Here is a 14106-nt window from a genome sequence, read left to right as displayed (position 1 = left end):
CCATCGCCTAGAATGGGCACATGCCGCATTCGCCAGACACGCCCTCGCACGCCCTGAAGGCCGACAGCTTCGGTCGCATCCTCCTTGTGGAAGGGCCTGCCGGCCCCTTCGTACGCCGTGATCTGGGCGCGACGCCGCTGTGGTTGCGGCTGCCGGCCTGGTGGTTGGCCCGCCGCGAAGCACGCGCGCTGCGCCACATCCACGGCATGCCCGATGTGCCGCAGCTGCTGGCGTGGGATGGCCGTCATCTCGACCGCAGCTTCATGGCCGGCGATGCCATGTACCAGCGTCCGCCACGCGGTGACCTGGCCTGGTTCCGCGCCGCGCGTCGCCTGCTGCAGCAGCTGCATCGCAATGGCGTGGCACACAATGATCTGGCCAAGGAAGCCAACTGGCTGGTCACCGACGATGGCCGCCCGGCATTGATCGACTTCCAACTGGCGGTGATCGGCAACCCGCGCTCGCGCTGGATGCGCCTGCTCGCCCGCGAGGACCTGCGCCATCTCCTCAAGCACAAGCGCATGTATTGCCGCGAGTCGCTCACCCCGGTGGAAAAGCGCGTACTCAAGCGCACCTCGTGGGTGCGCGAACTGTGGTTCGCCACCGGCAAGCCGGTCTACCGCTTCGTCACCCGCCGCATCCTGCATTGGGAAGACAACGAGGGGCAGGGGCCGAAGCCGTGAGCCCTGCGCAGGTGGTGACCGGCCCGCCGAGCGCGGGCAGCGTCCTGCGCCCACAGCTGGCCGGCGCCGACTTCGTGCACGCCTGCCAGGCGACGACCCGTCGCGATGGGCGCTCGGCCTTGCAGGCCTATCGCGACATGGCAGCGACCATTCCCGGCTGGTTCGACGGATTGATGGCGCTGCGCAACCACGGCATGCGCCTGCTCGGCATGAAGCACCTGGGCTCGTTGCGAGCGGTGCAGGATGTTGAGGATCCTCAACCGGGCCAGCGGCTGGGCATTTTCACCCTGCAGTCGCTGGACGATGATGCCATCGTGCTGGAAGACGACGACCGCCATCTGCGTGTGCAGCTGGCCCTGCAGTGGCAGGGCGACGTGCTGGAGGTGGCGACGGTGGTGCATACGCACAACGCGTTCGGGCGCGTGTACATGCTGCCGGTCGCACCCGTGCATCGGCTGATCGTGCCGCATCTTCTGGAGAAGCAGGTGCGGTTGTACCGGTAGATCCACGCCATGCGTGGATGCTGTTCGCAATTCAATGGTTGTGCACAGACGCCGGATAATTGGCGCTGAAAACACCTTTCATCTGCTTGTGGCACTCACCTAGAATCGAGAGCGAGGGAGTCGCATGGAAGCGTCGTCACGCCGCCCTTGCGCGGGCTCGCATGCGGACGCGAGGGGAATGCTGTGAGTCGAATTTCTACTTGGCAGTACCGCGCAGTTGCGGTGCTGGTGCTGTGTGTGGGTGCGGGAACGGTCTCGGCGGTCCAGCCGTATCAGGAGTATCGCAAGCTCATCGAGTCCGCACAGAATCTGACCGCGCTGAAGGACGATCTCTTTGGTGAGAGTGTCAGCCTCTACAACGGCAAGACCGAATTTCCGTGACCGATGTCAGCGTTCCCGGCAACAACGCACTGCCTGTGCAGATGCGGCGTCGCTTCAGCGTCGAGGTGGATCTGGTGGGGATTGGAAGCTTCAACGCCAACATCGAGGGAGCCGCCGGAAAGATGAGATGATGATTGATTTTGATGAATTGGCTGATGTGGCGAAAACTATTGCTTGGTACAAGAGCAATTTCTTCGAAGGCTGTGAAGAGGACTTTGTTGCAGACTTTATGGTTTTTTGTTGGCAGGCAGTTGATCCCGGTCGCGTTGCTTCGCTGGATTTAGATGACGAAACTGTAGACGCATGCGCCGACATGCTCTCTGAGTTGAAGCTCTTTGTTGATGAGAGGTGCGGGGAATGGGGGGGGCGCCTGCTTTCTGGAGGCGCTATATCGATTGGGCGGATTACGCCGCGGATTTTCCGCTTGATGAGTGCAAGCGATTCATGCGAGAGACTGTTGGTTATCTTGAGCCTTCATTTTTCGTATTTACGACCACCGGTGGCGCCGAGATGAGGTCTGAGGCAATGGCGATTTTTGCCGAGTACTCACAGTCCGGCAAAGCGCGTGCTACCTATGTTAGATCGGTAATTGAAAGCCGGTTGGCGACTGAATCATTCTATCGACGATCCCTTTGATTCTCTCCGTCGCGAAATATGAGGTACTGCCGCTCTGGTCGTCGTTCGGCTTTTGGTCAGGGGAAAGCCAATATCCATGGTCCGCTCGGTCGATGTCGCCGGGCATGGCCCGGCGATCACAGCATCGCGACGCTCAACGCTTTACGGCGTTGCCGGCACCACCTGCTGGCCGATGAAGTTGCGCTTGGCATCGAAGTCGTAGGCGATCTGCAGCTGGCCCACATCCGGGCAGGCGTGGCAGTCGCGCAGCGGCGTGCGGTACAGCAGGCGGATGCCGCCGTCCTCCAGTGGCGTGGCCCCGGCCGACTGCGCCGGTGCGAACGGCGTGGCCTGCGGGTTGGCCTTCAGCAGTTCCTGCACGCCCGGGTCGGCGCGCAGCGTGTCATCCAACTGCACGGCATCCACATCGATGCGCTTGCCGGTGGCGTCGACCAGGCGGGTGCCCTCGTTGGTGTTGGCGCGGAACGGGTATTCGACCGTGGCCACGCCCAGGCCCTCGTTCTCGTGCCAGGCGGTCACATAGGCCAGCTCGCCGCCGGTGGACAACTGTTCGGCGGCGGTGATCGCATCGGCGCTGGCGCCACCGGCGCGCATCGCATCGCGCAGGCACTCGCGGGTGGCCGCATTCTCGCCCTGGCGGCAGGCGTTGAGGTCGCCATCCCACACCACTGCCTCGCTCCAGCGCAGCTTGCCGTCGGCGGCGGCCTTCTCTGCGCTGGGCGCGTCACCGGCAGGCGGCTCCTTGCCGGGTTCCGGCGAACGGCCCTGGCAGGCGGTCAGCAGGGCAAGCCCCAGGGCAGGCAGCAGCAGGCGGGAACGGCGCATGGCGTGGACCTCGTGCGTTGACTGGAGGCCCGAGTATCGTCAAGGCCGGGTGAACTCCGCGTCGGCGCGGCATACTAGCGGCTCATTGCATACGCTGGAGTGTGGAACGTGGGCAGTCTGCAGGGCAAAACCCTTTTCATCACCGGTGCCTCGCGCGGCATCGGCCTGGCCATCGCACTGCGCGCTGCGCGCGACGGGGCCAACGTGGCGATCGCGGCCAAGTCGTCGGTGCCGAACCCGAAGCTGCCGGGCACCATCCACACCGCGGCCGAGGCCGTTACCGCCGCCGGTGGCCAGGGGCTGGCGCTGAAGTGCGACATCCGCGAGGAGGAGCAGGTACAGGCCGCAGTTGCGGCCACGGTCGACACCTTCGGTGGCATCGACATCCTGATCAACAACGCCAGCGCGATCTGGCTGCGTGGCACGCTGGATACGCCGATGAAGCGCTTCGACCTGATGCAGCAGGTCAATTCGCGTGGCAGCTTCCTGTGTGCGCAGGCCTGCCTGCCGTACCTGCTGCAGGCGCCGAACCCGCACATCCTCACCCTGGCGCCGCCGCCGAGCCTGGAGCCCAAGTGGTGGGGCGCGCATACCGGCTACACGCTGGCGAAGATGGGCATGAGCTTCGTCACGCTCGGCCTGGCCGCGGAATTCGGCCCGCAGGGGTTGGCGGTGAACGCGCTATGGCCGCGCACGGTGATCGCCACGGATGCGATCAACATGATTCCGGGCGTGGATGCGGCCGGCTGCCGTACGCCGCAGATCATGGCCGACGCCGCGCACGCGGTGCTGGTGCGTGAAGCGGCCGGCTTCCATGGCCAGTTCCTGATCGACGATGAAGTGTTGGCGCAGGCCGGTGTCACCGATCTGTCCGGCTATGCAGTGGATCCGTCGCGGCCGTTGCTGCCGGATCTGTTCCTGGATTGAGCGCGCGCCGCGGGATGAGGCCGAGGGCTGCGACCCTCGGCCTGCTGCGCTAGAATGCGCGGCTGTAATCGTTTTCAACAGGGATGTGAGCTCATGTCACGCACTCTTTCCGTCGCGGCGCTGGCCGCTTCGCTGTCGTTGATCCTGACCGCCTGCGGTGGCAAGGCCCCCGCAGCTGCGGGCGCCGCCGCTGCCTCCGGCACGCCGGACGCCAGCGCGGCGCCGTCTGACGCACAACAGCAGTTGACCGCAAAGCTCAACGCTTACATCGGTTGCTTCAACGCGCTGGATTCGAAAACCCATGGCAGCATCCAGTCCTACACGCGCTGGATCAAGGACGTGGAGGCCGGCCCGACCGGTCGCGAGACGCATGTGTACGGGCCGTTCGAGATCAGCGACTACGACATGAAGCAGTGCGACGCCCCGGTGACCGAGGCGATTGCTGCCAAGCCGGCGTTGGCCGATCTCGATGCCGCTGCCAGCCATTACCAGCAGGTGCTGAAGGCGCTGGTGCCGCTCAGCAAGGACGCCCACGACTACTACGATCGCCAGGACTACGAAGACGACCAGTTTGCCAAGGGCAAGCAGCTGCACGCGCCCTTGATGGCCGCCTTCAAGGATTTCGTGGTTGCCAGCGAAACGTTCAATGCCGAGCTGGAGCGCCAGAACGATGCTGCCCAGCGCGAGCAGCTCAAGGCGCTGGAGCAGGCCGAGGGGCGCACGCGCGAGTACTACCGTCTGGCAATGATGCTGGAAGCCAAGGCCATCGTGGAGCTGATGACCGAGGACGCGTTTGATCAGGCCAAGGCCCGCGAGCGCCTGGATGCCTTCAACCGCATTTCCGATGAAGCGCACGCCAAGGTTGCCGACCAGGAACCGGGCAAGTCGGACTGGGAAGGCTTCGAACGTGGGGCCGAGAATTTCCGACGCGAGGGCAAGGAGCGGCTGCAGCGCGTCAGTGAGAAAAAGCCTTACAGCGATTTCGAACGACGCATGCTTGATTCGCCGTCGATGGCGCCGCGCGGCTCTGCCAACAAGCTGATGCAGGAATACAACACGCTCGTTTTCCAGAGCAACCGCCAGTAAGCGGAGTGTTCAGCGAATCATTTTTGTCGCAATCGAGCAGGTTGATTGCGGCATGACGCATCGCGTGGCCCTGAATGCCAGCACCTTGGCGAGGTGCTGGAGCGCGTTCTTGCGCCATGCATGACGATGCCTGCAGTTTTCACTTGTGCAAGGAACTGATTTGAACGCATCCACACGCCTGATTCCTGTCCTCCTGCTCGGCGCGCTGGCCGGCTGCAACAACCCGGCAGGCCTGGCTGTTGCCGATCCGGGGTTGGAAAAGATCAACGCCTACATCGAGTGCTACAACGGCGTCGAACAGCCCATCCACGAAGGTTTCCAGACCTACACGGGCTGGATGAAGGACCCCAAGGCGGGGCCGACCGGCAAGGAAGCGCAGCCGCGCTCACCTGGCAAGGTGTTGTCGCACCGCGTCGAGTACTGCGGCCAGCCGCTGACCGATGCGCTGGCAAAGACGCCTGCTACCTCGCTGGATGCGCCCGCGCGGCAGTACCAGCAGGCGTTCCAGGCACTGAACACCCTGGTCGAGCGCGCTGATGGCTATTTCACCCGCGAAGATTATCGTCGCGATGGTGGTGAAGGGATGCGCAGCCAGCATGCCCCGCTGATGCAGGCCTATGCTGATTTCTTCAAGGCCAGCGAAGCGATGGATGCGGCGCTGGAAAAGAACGAGAACGATCGTCGCGCCGCGCAGCTGAAGCAGATCGAGGAACGCGAGGGCCGCTCGCTGGCGTATTACCATCTGCGCCTTGTCGGTGACGGCAAGCAGCTGGCGATGGCGTTCCAGGGCGACGCACCGGATGTGGCGGCATTGCGCGGCCAGCTGGCCGACTATCAGGCGCTGGTGACGGAAATCCAGAATGGTGGTGTCGGCAAGGACGACCCGATGTGGGGCCATGTGCAGCGCTCGGCTGACAAGCTGGTACGCACGGCCGGGCGCGGTCTCGAGCGCCTGGAGCAGGGCAAGCCGATCACCGCCGATGCGCTGGCGGCCGAGCGCAAGGCATCGGGCAGCTGGCTCACCACCGATCCTGAGGGGGCGCAGTCGACGATTCTGGATGCCTACAACGACCTGGTGACCACCAGCAACCGCATGCGTTGAGGAGGATCCACGCATGGCGTGGATCTACCGAGGGTAGTGCCGGCCGCTGGCCGGCATCTGCCTCAATGGCTGAACGCATCCGGCAGCTCACCCCCGCACTTGCGGCAGTGGCGCGCATCCGGTTCATGCCCTTCCAGCCCGCAGTGCGGGCAGCCGCGGGAATCCCGACGTGCGGCCAGCTCGGCTTCGCGCATGGTGCTGGCCAGTTCGGCGGTGTAGATGCCGGTGGGCACGGCGATGATGCTGTAGCCGATCAGGATCAGCACCGAGGTGACGAAGCGGCCGAGCACGGTCTGCGGCACGATGTCGCCAAAGCCGACCGTGGCCATGGTCACCACTGCCCAGTACATGCTGGCCGGGATGTTGGTGAAGCCGTGTTCGGGGCCCTCGATCACGTACATCAGTGCGCCGGCAATGATGGTGATGGTGATCACCGTGAACAGGAACACCAGCACCTTGCGCCGGCTGCGCCACAGCGACGTCATCAACACGCCGCTTTCCTCGATGTAGCGGGTCAGCTTGAGGATGCGGAACACGCGCAGGATGCGCAGCGCGCGCACCACCAGCAGGCTCTGCGCGCCGGGGATGAACATCGACAGGTAGGCGGGCAGGATCGACAGCAGGTCGATGATGCCCCAGATGCTCACCGCGTAACGCAGCGGGCGCTTGACCACCGCCAGCCGCAGCAGGTACTCGGCGGTGAAGATGATCGTGAAGGCCCATTCCAGGATGTACAGGCCGGTGGACCATTCGGCGTGCAGGTGCTGCACGCTGTCGATCATCACCACCAGGATGCTGGCGATGATCGCCACCACCAGGATCAGGTCGAAATTGCGCGAGGGCCGCGAGTCGTGGCGGTAGATGATGTCGAACCACCGGCGGCGCCAGCCGGTCTCGGTGGCGGGGTTCAGCTGGGGGGCAGAAAACGGTCGCATGGGCGCATTGTGCCGCAGGGGTTCCGGCGCGAGAATGGGGATTCCTGAACCCTGCCGACTGCCATGACCGCCGCTACCGATCCGCTGATCTCCCTTTCGCACTACTACCTGCCGGTCTACAAGCCCCGCCAGGTGGTTCTGGAGCGAGGCCAGGGCGCCCGCGTGTGGGACAGCCAGGGCCGTGAGTTCATCGACCTGGCCGCCGGCATCGCCGTGTGTGGCCTGGGTCACAACGATCCGGACCTGGTGGCCGCACTGGTCGAGCAGGCCGGCAAGCTCTGGCACACCAGCAACGTGTTCTACAGCGCGCCGCCGCTGCACCTGGCCGAGGAGCTGGTGAAGGCCAGCCGCTTCGCCGAGCGCGTGTTCCTGTGCAATTCCGGCGCCGAAGCCAACGAAGTGGCGATCAAGATGGTCCGCAAGTGGGCCTCCAGCCAGGGCCGCCCGGCCGACAAGCGGGTGATCATCACCTTCCGTGGCAGCTTCCACGGCCGCACCATGGGCGCGGTGACCGCTACCGCCCAGCCGAAGTACCAGGAAGGCTACGAGCCGCTGCCCGGTGGCTTCCGCTACATCGATTTCAACGATGAGGTGCAGCTGGAAACCGCGATGGCCGCCGGCGACGTGGCGGCGGTGATGCTGGAGCCGATCCAGGGCGAGGGCGGCGTGATGCCGGCCAAGTCCGGCTTCCTCAAGCGCGTGCGCGAACTGTGCGACCAGCACAACGCACTGCTGGTGCTGGACGAGATCCAGGCCGGCATGGGCCGCACCGGCACGCTGTTCGCGCACTGGCAGGACGACGTGGTGCCGGACATGGTCACCCTGGCCAAGGCACTCGGTGGCGGCTTCCCGATCGGTGCGATGCTGGCCGGCCCGAAGGTGGCCGAGACCATGCAGTTCGGCGCGCATGGCACCACCTTTGGTGGCAACCCGCTGGCTGCTGCGGTGGCCCGCGTGGCACTGCGCAAGCTGGCCTCGGCGGAGATCGCCGCCAATGTCAGCCGCCAGTCGAAGGCGCTGCGTGATGGCTTTGCCCGCATCAACGACGAGTTCGGCATGTTCAGTGACGTGCGCGGCCGTGGCCTGATGTTGGGCGCGGTGCTGAGCAAGGACTTCGCCGGCCAGGCCGGTGCGATCCTTGACCATGCCGCCGAGCAGGGCCTGCTGACCCTGCAGGCCGGCCCGGACGTGCTGCGCTTCGTGCCGTCGCTGAACATCACCGACGAAGAAGTGGCCGAAGGCCTGAAGCGCCTGCGCGCGGCAATTGCCGCGTTCATCGCTGCGCGCTGAAGCCATGGCGCTTGGGTCGGAGCCCTCTCCTGCGGAGGGGGCTCCGACCCCGATCAGCCCACCGCGTAACGCTTCAACACCTTGCCCAACCCACGGCCATCGCGCACGGTTTCCGCGTGCAGGCCGGCAGCGCGTGCGCCACGCACATTGGCGAACAGATCATCGATGAACAGCGTGCGCGAAGGCGCCACGCCCAGTACGTCGAGTGTGCGCAGGAATACCGCGGGCGCCGGTTTGCGCAGGCCGAAATCCGCGCTGCAGAACACGCGGCCCTGCAGCGCAGGGAACAGTTGCGGCAACAGAGTGGGCAAGGCCTGCTGCATCAGTGCGCCATTGTTGGTCAGCACCGCGATTGGCAGTTGCAGGGCCTGCAGTCGCTGCAGCACCGCGTGCTGCGGATGGCTGGCGGCCTGGCGCGCGGTGGTCCATGTTGTCACATCGACGGGTCTGCCCAGCAGCGCGCCCAGCCGTGCGAGGTAGGCTGGACCGTCCAGCGTGCCATTGTCGTGCGCGGCTTCCAGCCCGCTGTCGTACAGCGCGGCCTGCACGGCCGGCGTAGGAACCTCCAGTGCCTGCGCCAGGTGCAGCACGCGCTGCGCGCGCTGGTACTGCACCAGCACGCCATCCACATCCAGCAGCAACAGGTCGATCCGCATCGGCCGAGCATGCCATTGCAGTGAATGCGTGGGAAACCCTGGAGTTGGCATGCGACAGACGGTCGCAGACGGCGCCGCAGGGGCCTGCCTAGAATGGCGCTTGAATCCGCAGGAGATGCAGCAATGAAGGCTTGGATGGTGGCAGTGGGACTGGGTGCGCTGATGCTGGCGCCGTCGGCGATGGCACGGGTGTGTGCGGTGAGCATCGACAGCACCGACCAGATGAGCTTCAGCAGCCGCGAGATCAAGATTGCTGCCGATTGCAGTGCGGTGGACCTGACCCTGCGCCACACCGGCAAGCTGGCCGCCACCGCGATGGGCCATAACTGGGTGCTGACCCGCACCGCCGATTACCAGCCGGTGGCCATGGCGGGCATGCGCATGACCCTGGCCGACAGCTACCTGCCGAAGGCTGACAAGCGCGTGCTGGCGCACACCAAGGTGATCGGCGGCGGCGAGACCACGCGCGTGCGCTTCTCTACCCAGGGCTTGCAGAAGGGGGGCGATTACACCTTCTTCTGCTCGTTCCCCGGCCACTTCGCGATGATGAAGGGCAAATTCGTCTTCGGTTGAGCAGCCACGCATGGCGTGGCTCTACCAGTAGATCCACGCCATGCGTGGATGAAAAAGGGGACGGAGGGGATTAAGTCGTTTGTGCACTTACGACTTAATCCCCTCCGTCCCCTTTTTGCGATCAGCCCTTGGCGGCCTTGAACGCCATGCGTGCAGCGGCCAGCGTCGCTTCGATCACCGCATCGTCATGCGCGCTGGACAGGAAGCCGGCTTCGTACGCCGACGGCGCCAGGAACACGCCCTGGTCCAGCATCGCGTGGAAGAAGCGGTTGAACGCCGGGATGTCACAGGCGGTGGCCTGCGCATAGGTCTCCACCTTCTCACTGGTGAAGAACAGGCCGAACATCGCGCCCACGCGGGTGGTGGTCACGGCCACGCCGGCTTCGGCAGCGGCCGTTTCCAGGCCGGCACACAGGCGCGCGGTGCGCTCGGCGAGGTCGGCGTGGAAGCCCGGCTGCTGGATCAGCTCCAGCATCGCCAGGCCGGCGGCCATCGCCACCGGGTTGCCGCTCAGCGTACCGGCCTGGTAGATCGGGCCGGCCGGCGCGATCTGCTGCATCAGTTCGCGACGACCGCCGTAGGCACCCACCGGCATGCCGCCGCCGATGATCTTGCCGAAGGTGGTCAGGTCCGGGGTGATGCCGTAGTGCGCCTGCGCTCCGCCGAGGGCCACGCGGAAGCCGGTCATCACTTCGTCGAAGATCAGCAGCGCGCCGTGCTTCGTGCACAGTTCGCGCAGGTGCTGCAGGTAGCCCTCGCGCGGCGGGATGCAGTTGGCGTTGCCGACCACCGGCTCGATGATCAGGCCGGCGATGTCGTCACCCTGCTGCTCGAACAGGGCGGTGGCCGCTTCGAAGTCGTTGTAGGGCAGGGTCAGGGTCAGTTCGCTCAGGCCGGCCGGCACGCCCGGCGAGGTCGGCACGCCCAGGGTCAGCATGCCGCTGCCGGCCTTGACCAGGAACGAGTCGCCATGGCCGTGGTAGCAGCCTTCGAATTTCACGATGCGGTTGCGGCCGGTGGCACCACGCGCCAGGCGGATCGCCGACAGCGTGGCCTCGGTGCCGGAGTTGACCATGCGCACCATCTCGCACGACGGCACCAGGCGGGTGATGGTCTCGGCCATGGTCACTTCAGCCGCGCACGGCGCGCCGAAGGACAGGCCGTTGTCGATCGCCTTCTTCACCGCCTGGCGCACGGCCGGGTGGTTGTGGCCGACGATCATCGGGCCCCAGGAACCGACGTAGTCGATGTAGCGGTTGCCGTCGACGTCGTACAGGTAGGCGCCGTCGGCGCGCTCGACGAAGAACGGCTCGCCACCGACCGACTTGAACGCGCGTACCGGCGAATTGACGCCGCCCGGCAGCAGCTGCTGGGCGCGGGAGAACAGGGCGTGGGACTGGTCGTGGTTCATGCGGATTTCCTGAGCGTTACGCGAACTGGGCGAGGTAGGCGCGCTGGACCGCAACCGGGTCTTCGGCGGCGAACACGCTGCTGACCACGGCGACCAGATCGGCGCCGGCGTCGATGATGGGACCGACATTGTCCGGCGTCAGGCCGCCGATCGCCACCCGCGGCACGCCCAGTGCGGCGCTTTGCCGCAGCAGGTCGGTATGGGCGCGGCTGGTGGTGATCTTGGTGGTGGTCGGGAAGAACGCGCCGAAGGCCACGTAGCTGGCGCCGGCGGCCACGGCCTTTTCGGCATTGGCCAGCTGGTCGTAGCAGGAGGCGCCGATGATGGCGTCCGCGCCGAGCAGGGCGCGCGCGCTGGGGATGTCGCCGTCGGTGCCGCCCAGGTGCACGCCGGCCGCGCCGACCGTCTTGGCCAGCGCCGGGTCGTCGTTGACGATCAGCGGCACGCCGTGTTCCGCGCACAGTGCCTGCAGGGCGGTGGCCTGGTCGCGCCGCAGCGCGTCACTGGCGGTCTTGTTGCGGTACTGCAGCCAGGTGGCGCCCGCGGCCAGCAGCGGCGCGGTACGGGCCAGCAGGCGTGCGGTATCGGGCTCGTCCGGGGTGATCAGGTAGACGCCGCGGGGCGCCGGGGAAGCAGAAGTCATCGATGGCTACCGGTGAGTGGACCGCGATGGGACAATGGCGGCCCGTGAATCCAGCCCCGATTATCCGATGAGCGATGCCACCCCCACCACCTTGCGCACCTGGATGTGCGTGGTCTGCGGCTTCCTTTACAGCGAAGCGGAAGGCTTGCCGGAGGAGGGCATCGCGCCGGGGACGCGCTGGGAGGACATTCCCGAGACCTGGACCTGCCCGGACTGTGGCGTGACCAAGGCCGATTTCGAGATGGTCGAGGTCGATTGATCGCAATGGCCGCCGGGCATGGCCCGGCGCTAGCGGTGGGTGCGGACCGTTGGTCCGCACACCTGACAGAATCAATGCAGCCGTGGCACCGGCCCGCCGAGGTCGATCAGCTTCTCGCGCAGCCACTGCGCATCGCTGGCTTCCGGGTTGCGCTTCAGGTACTGCCCCAGATCGTGGCGGGCACCGGCCAGGTACTCCAGCTGCAGGTAGGCCAGGCCGCGGTCACGCAGCGCATCGTCCTGCTCCGGGGCGAGCTTCAGCAGGCGGTCGGCACTGCGCGCGGCGCGGTCCCATTCGCCGGCCTCGGCATACACGCCGTGCAGGTTGCGCAGCATGCGCATCAGGATCGCGCGTGCTGGCGCCGGGTCGAGGATCTGCGCCAGCACCTGGTCGTCGGGCATCTGCCCGCCCAGGTGTGACTTGGCCCGCTCGCGCAGTTCGTCCACGTCCAGCGGGCGGCCGCCATTGAACGGGTCCATCACCAGCACGCCGTCGTCCACCGGCAGGCGCACCAGGAAATGGCCGGGGAAGGACACGCCGTCGAGCGGAATGCCCAGCCGGCGCGCGACTTCCATCTGCACCAGTGCCAGCGAGATCGGGTTGCCCAGGCGGCGCTCGAATACCTGGTTGAGGTAGCTGTTGCGCGGGTCGTAGTACTCGTCGTGGTCGCCGCTGTAGCCCAGCTCGTCGAACAGGTGGCGGTTGATCGCCGCCATCTTCAGCGGGCTGTTGTCGATGCTGTCCACTTCCGAACGGAGGTGCTCGACATGGCTCTGGATCAGCGCGTCGTAGGTCGACGGCTGCAGATCGGGGTATTCATCGCGCGCGATCAGCAGCGCGGTCGGCAACAGTGGCAGTGCCTCGTCTTCGAGGTCGGCCAGTGCATCCCAGTCGGGGAGTGTGATCCGGTCCTGCATGGACACAGACTGGCGTCATTCGCAGGCGGTTTCAAGCGGTGCCGCGTGAAAAAGTCAGGGGTCAGATCCCTTTCGCGTGCGAAAGGGATCTGACCCCCGCAGGGTTGCCGGCCAGCGGCCGGCACTACAGCGGTTGCCGGCCGCTGGCCGGCCGCATCGTTTACTACTCGATGCCCGGGCCGAAGGTCAGCTGAGTGCCGTCCTTCAGCTGCAGCTTCTCGGCCTGGCCGGCGTTGAGCTCCAGCACGTAGCGCGCCGGGCCACCGCTGGGATAGGGCGGGCACATGTCGCCGGCCGAGCACGGCGGCACATCGCGCTGCTGGCTGACCAGCTTGCGCTGGCTGTCGAAGTACAGGATGTCCAGCGCGATCTTGGTGTTCTTCATCCAGTACGCCTGCATTTCTTCGCGGTCGTGGATGAACAGCATGCCGTGGTCGGCCGACATCTGGTCGCGGAACATCAGCCCGCGCGCGCGGGTTTCATCGTTGGTGGCCAGCTCCACCTGGTAGCGGGCGCCATCCAGCTCGACCCAATGGCGGGCCGCGTCGGTGGCACAGCCGGCCAGAGCCAGCAGCGGAAGCATCAGCAGCGAACGCAACAGCGACATCGTCAGGATCCTTCGGAAGGGTCAGAGCACGATCGGCGGCTCGCCGCCGACGATCACCACGTCGGCGCGACGGCGCGCGAACAGGCCGACGCAGACCACGCCCGGCAGCTGGTTGAGCTCGCGCTCCAGCTTTTCCGGATCGGTGATCTGCAGGTTGTGGATGTCCAGGATCTGGTTGCCGTTGTCGGTGACCACGCCTTCGCGCCAGGTCGGCTGGCCGCCGGTCATGTCGCGGATCTGGCGGGCGACCAGGCTGCGCGCCATCGGGATCACTTCCACCGGCAGCGGGAACTTGCCCAGCACCGGCACCTGCTTGCTCGGGTCGACGATGCAGATGAAGCGCTCGCTGGCCTCGGCGATGATCTTCTCGCGGGTCAGTGCGGCGCCGCCGCCCTTGATCAGGCACTTGTTGGCATCGCACTCGTCGGCGCCGTCCACGTACAGCGACAGATTGCCGCTGTGGTTCAGCTCGATCACCTCGATGCCGTGCTGCTTCAGGCGCGCGGTGCTCTGCTCGGAGCTGGACACGGCACCCTTGATGCGGTGCTGGATGCGGGCCAGGGCATCGATGAAATAGGCCACGGTGGAACCGGTGCCGACACCGACGATCATGCCGTCTTCGACGTACTCGATGGCTTTCTCGGCGGCCAGGCGCTTGGCTTCGGACATGGG

General features: G+C 66.0%; 19 protein-coding genes. 11 read left to right on the top strand and 8 right to left on the bottom strand.

What is annotated here, in order from left to right:
* Positions 1-20 precede the first annotated feature (20 nt).
* The 5 genes from ACZK1G_RS18235 to ACZK1G_RS18215 all read left to right on the top strand — a co-directional run bounded on the left by ACZK1G_RS18235 (position 21) and on the right by ACZK1G_RS18215 (position 2081).
* The gene (locus tag ACZK1G_RS18235) at positions 21-683 is read left to right on the top strand and encodes a serine/threonine-protein kinase (RefSeq protein ID WP_049446575.1); all 663 of its coding nucleotides are present in this window, start codon (positions 21-23) and stop codon (positions 681-683) included.
* Entirely contained in the window at positions 680-1186 is a 507-nt protein-coding gene (locus tag ACZK1G_RS18230; protein ID WP_101766028.1) for a DUF2867 domain-containing protein, read from the top strand. Before ACZK1G_RS18235 ends, ACZK1G_RS18230 begins: the two co-directional genes overlap by 4 nt.
* A gap of 183 nt (positions 1187-1369) precedes the next feature.
* Positions 1370-1567 carry a hypothetical protein gene (locus ACZK1G_RS18225; RefSeq protein ID WP_014038369.1) on the top strand — a complete coding sequence of 66 codons (198 nt, stop codon included), beginning with the start codon at positions 1370-1372 and terminating at the stop codon, positions 1565-1567.
* The gene (locus ACZK1G_RS18220) at positions 1564-1698 is read left to right on the top strand and encodes a hypothetical protein (RefSeq protein ID WP_259337410.1); all 135 of its coding nucleotides are present in this window, start codon (positions 1564-1566) and stop codon (positions 1696-1698) included. The genes ACZK1G_RS18225 and ACZK1G_RS18220 overlap by 4 nt, the downstream gene beginning before the upstream one ends.
* Entirely contained in the window at positions 1698-2081 is a 384-nt protein-coding gene (locus ACZK1G_RS18215) for a hypothetical protein (RefSeq protein ID WP_478447746.1), read from the top strand. The genes ACZK1G_RS18220 and ACZK1G_RS18215 overlap by 1 nt, the downstream gene beginning before the upstream one ends.
* Before the next feature lie 263 nt (positions 2082-2344).
* Here ACZK1G_RS18215 and ACZK1G_RS18210 read toward each other — a convergent pair whose 3' ends face one another.
* Positions 2345-3028: a hypothetical protein gene (locus tag ACZK1G_RS18210; protein WP_049446569.1), complete on the bottom strand. Its 684-nt coding sequence runs from the start codon at positions 3026-3028 to the stop codon at positions 2345-2347.
* A gap of 108 nt (positions 3029-3136) precedes the next feature.
* Here ACZK1G_RS18210 and ACZK1G_RS18205 point away from each other — a divergent pair, with 108 nt between their 5' ends.
* From ACZK1G_RS18205 to ACZK1G_RS18195, 3 genes are all read left to right on the top strand, one after another.
* The gene (locus ACZK1G_RS18205; RefSeq protein ID WP_049446621.1) at positions 3137-3955 is read left to right on the top strand and encodes an SDR family oxidoreductase; all 819 of its coding nucleotides are present in this window, start codon (positions 3137-3139) and stop codon (positions 3953-3955) included.
* Positions 3956-4048: 93 nt separating this feature from the next.
* A complete protein-coding gene (locus ACZK1G_RS18200; protein WP_049446568.1) occupies positions 4049-5041 on the top strand; it encodes a YiiG family protein in 993 nt (330 codons plus the stop codon).
* A gap of 160 nt (positions 5042-5201) precedes the next feature.
* Positions 5202-6143, top strand: coding sequence for a YiiG family protein (locus ACZK1G_RS18195; protein ID WP_014038364.1), 942 nt, complete (start codon positions 5202-5204; stop codon positions 6141-6143).
* A gap of 62 nt (positions 6144-6205) precedes the next feature.
* Here the strand turns inward: ACZK1G_RS18195 and ACZK1G_RS18190 are convergent, their stop codons facing one another.
* Positions 6206-7078, bottom strand: coding sequence for an ion transporter (locus ACZK1G_RS18190; RefSeq protein ID WP_014038363.1), 873 nt, complete (start codon positions 7076-7078; stop codon positions 6206-6208).
* Positions 7079-7141: 63 nt separating this feature from the next.
* Between ACZK1G_RS18190 and ACZK1G_RS18185 the strand changes: the two genes are divergently transcribed.
* Positions 7142-8368 (top strand): acetylornithine transaminase, encoded by a 1227-nt coding sequence (locus ACZK1G_RS18185; RefSeq protein ID WP_049446564.1) that lies wholly within the window; start codon positions 7142-7144, stop codon positions 8366-8368.
* 53 nt (positions 8369-8421) lie between these two features.
* On the opposite strand, the gene ACZK1G_RS18180 is transcribed toward ACZK1G_RS18185, so the two are convergent.
* Positions 8422-9024, bottom strand: a complete 603-nt coding sequence (locus ACZK1G_RS18180) for an HAD-IA family hydrolase (protein ID WP_049446562.1) — start codon at positions 9022-9024, stop codon at positions 8422-8424.
* Between the two features lie 123 nt (positions 9025-9147).
* Between ACZK1G_RS18180 and azu the strand changes: the two genes are divergently transcribed.
* Entirely contained in the window at positions 9148-9597 is a 450-nt protein-coding gene (azu, locus tag ACZK1G_RS18175) for an azurin (RefSeq protein WP_049446560.1), read from the top strand.
* A 121-nt stretch (positions 9598-9718) separates the two neighbouring features.
* Here azu and hemL read toward each other — a convergent pair whose 3' ends face one another.
* Together hemL and thiE are read right to left on the bottom strand one after the other, a co-directional pair.
* Positions 9719-11008: a glutamate-1-semialdehyde 2,1-aminomutase gene (gene hemL / locus ACZK1G_RS18170; protein ID WP_049446559.1), complete on the bottom strand. Its 1290-nt coding sequence runs from the start codon at positions 11006-11008 to the stop codon at positions 9719-9721.
* Between the two features lie 16 nt (positions 11009-11024).
* Positions 11025-11651, bottom strand: coding sequence for a thiamine phosphate synthase (thiE, locus tag ACZK1G_RS18165; protein WP_101766025.1), 627 nt, complete (start codon positions 11649-11651; stop codon positions 11025-11027).
* A gap of 34 nt (positions 11652-11685) precedes the next feature.
* On the opposite strand from thiE, the gene ACZK1G_RS18160 reads away from it, so the two are divergent.
* Positions 11686-11910 (top strand): rubredoxin, encoded by a 225-nt coding sequence (locus ACZK1G_RS18160; protein ID WP_014038358.1) that lies wholly within the window; start codon positions 11686-11688, stop codon positions 11908-11910.
* A 71-nt stretch (positions 11911-11981) separates the two neighbouring features.
* On the opposite strand, the gene ACZK1G_RS18155 is transcribed toward ACZK1G_RS18160, so the two are convergent.
* The 3 genes from ACZK1G_RS18155 to rpiA form a co-directional block, all read right to left on the bottom strand.
* Positions 11982-12827: a SirB1 family protein gene (locus ACZK1G_RS18155; protein ID WP_049446553.1), complete on the bottom strand. Its 846-nt coding sequence runs from the start codon at positions 12825-12827 to the stop codon at positions 11982-11984.
* 163 nt (positions 12828-12990) lie between these two features.
* Positions 12991-13434, bottom strand: coding sequence for a DUF192 domain-containing protein (locus ACZK1G_RS18150; protein WP_014038356.1), 444 nt, complete (start codon positions 13432-13434; stop codon positions 12991-12993).
* A 21-nt stretch (positions 13435-13455) separates the two neighbouring features.
* Positions 13456-14103, bottom strand: a complete 648-nt coding sequence (gene rpiA / locus ACZK1G_RS18145; protein WP_014038355.1) for a ribose-5-phosphate isomerase RpiA — start codon at positions 14101-14103, stop codon at positions 13456-13458.
* Between the last annotated feature and the right edge of the window lie 3 nt (positions 14104-14106).

It is taken from the genome of Stenotrophomonas sp. 109824_Sma (assembly GCF_056480025.1).
The sequence above is the reverse complement of the archived record's forward strand: the minus strand, read 5'-3'. Positions and strand labels throughout refer to the sequence as shown.

Excerpts from the sequence above, each read along its gene's own strand:
- ACZK1G_RS18235 (WP_049446575.1), top strand. The coding sequence starts at position 21 with ATGCCGCATTCGCCAGACACGCCCTCGCACGCCCTGAAGGCCGACAGC.
- ACZK1G_RS18215 (WP_478447746.1), top strand. The coding sequence starts at position 1,698 with ATGATTGATTTTGATGAATTGGCTGATGTGGCGAAAACTATTGCTTGG.
- ACZK1G_RS18210 (WP_049446569.1), bottom strand. The coding sequence starts at position 3,028 with ATGCGCCGTTCCCGCCTGCTGCTGCCTGCCCTGGGGCTTGCCCTGCTG.
- ACZK1G_RS18200 (WP_049446568.1), top strand. The coding sequence starts at position 4,049 with ATGTCACGCACTCTTTCCGTCGCGGCGCTGGCCGCTTCGCTGTCGTTG.
- ACZK1G_RS18190 (WP_014038363.1), bottom strand. The coding sequence starts at position 7,078 with ATGCGACCGTTTTCTGCCCCCCAGCTGAACCCCGCCACCGAGACCGGC.
- ACZK1G_RS18185 (WP_049446564.1), top strand. The coding sequence starts at position 7,142 with ATGACCGCCGCTACCGATCCGCTGATCTCCCTTTCGCACTACTACCTG.
- ACZK1G_RS18180 (WP_049446562.1), bottom strand. The coding sequence starts at position 9,024 with ATGCGGATCGACCTGTTGCTGCTGGATGTGGATGGCGTGCTGGTGCAG.
- azu (WP_049446560.1), top strand. The coding sequence starts at position 9,148 with ATGAAGGCTTGGATGGTGGCAGTGGGACTGGGTGCGCTGATGCTGGCG.
- hemL (WP_049446559.1), bottom strand. The coding sequence starts at position 11,008 with ATGAACCACGACCAGTCCCACGCCCTGTTCTCCCGCGCCCAGCAGCTG.
- thiE (WP_101766025.1), bottom strand. The coding sequence starts at position 11,651 with ATGACTTCTGCTTCCCCGGCGCCCCGCGGCGTCTACCTGATCACCCCG.
- ACZK1G_RS18160 (WP_014038358.1), top strand. The coding sequence starts at position 11,686 with ATGGCGGCCCGTGAATCCAGCCCCGATTATCCGATGAGCGATGCCACC.
- ACZK1G_RS18155 (WP_049446553.1), bottom strand. The coding sequence starts at position 12,827 with ATGCAGGACCGGATCACACTCCCCGACTGGGATGCACTGGCCGACCTC.
- ACZK1G_RS18150 (WP_014038356.1), bottom strand. The coding sequence starts at position 13,434 with ATGTCGCTGTTGCGTTCGCTGCTGATGCTTCCGCTGCTGGCTCTGGCC.
- rpiA (WP_014038355.1), bottom strand. The coding sequence starts at position 14,103 with ATGTCCGAAGCCAAGCGCCTGGCCGCCGAGAAAGCCATCGAGTACGTC.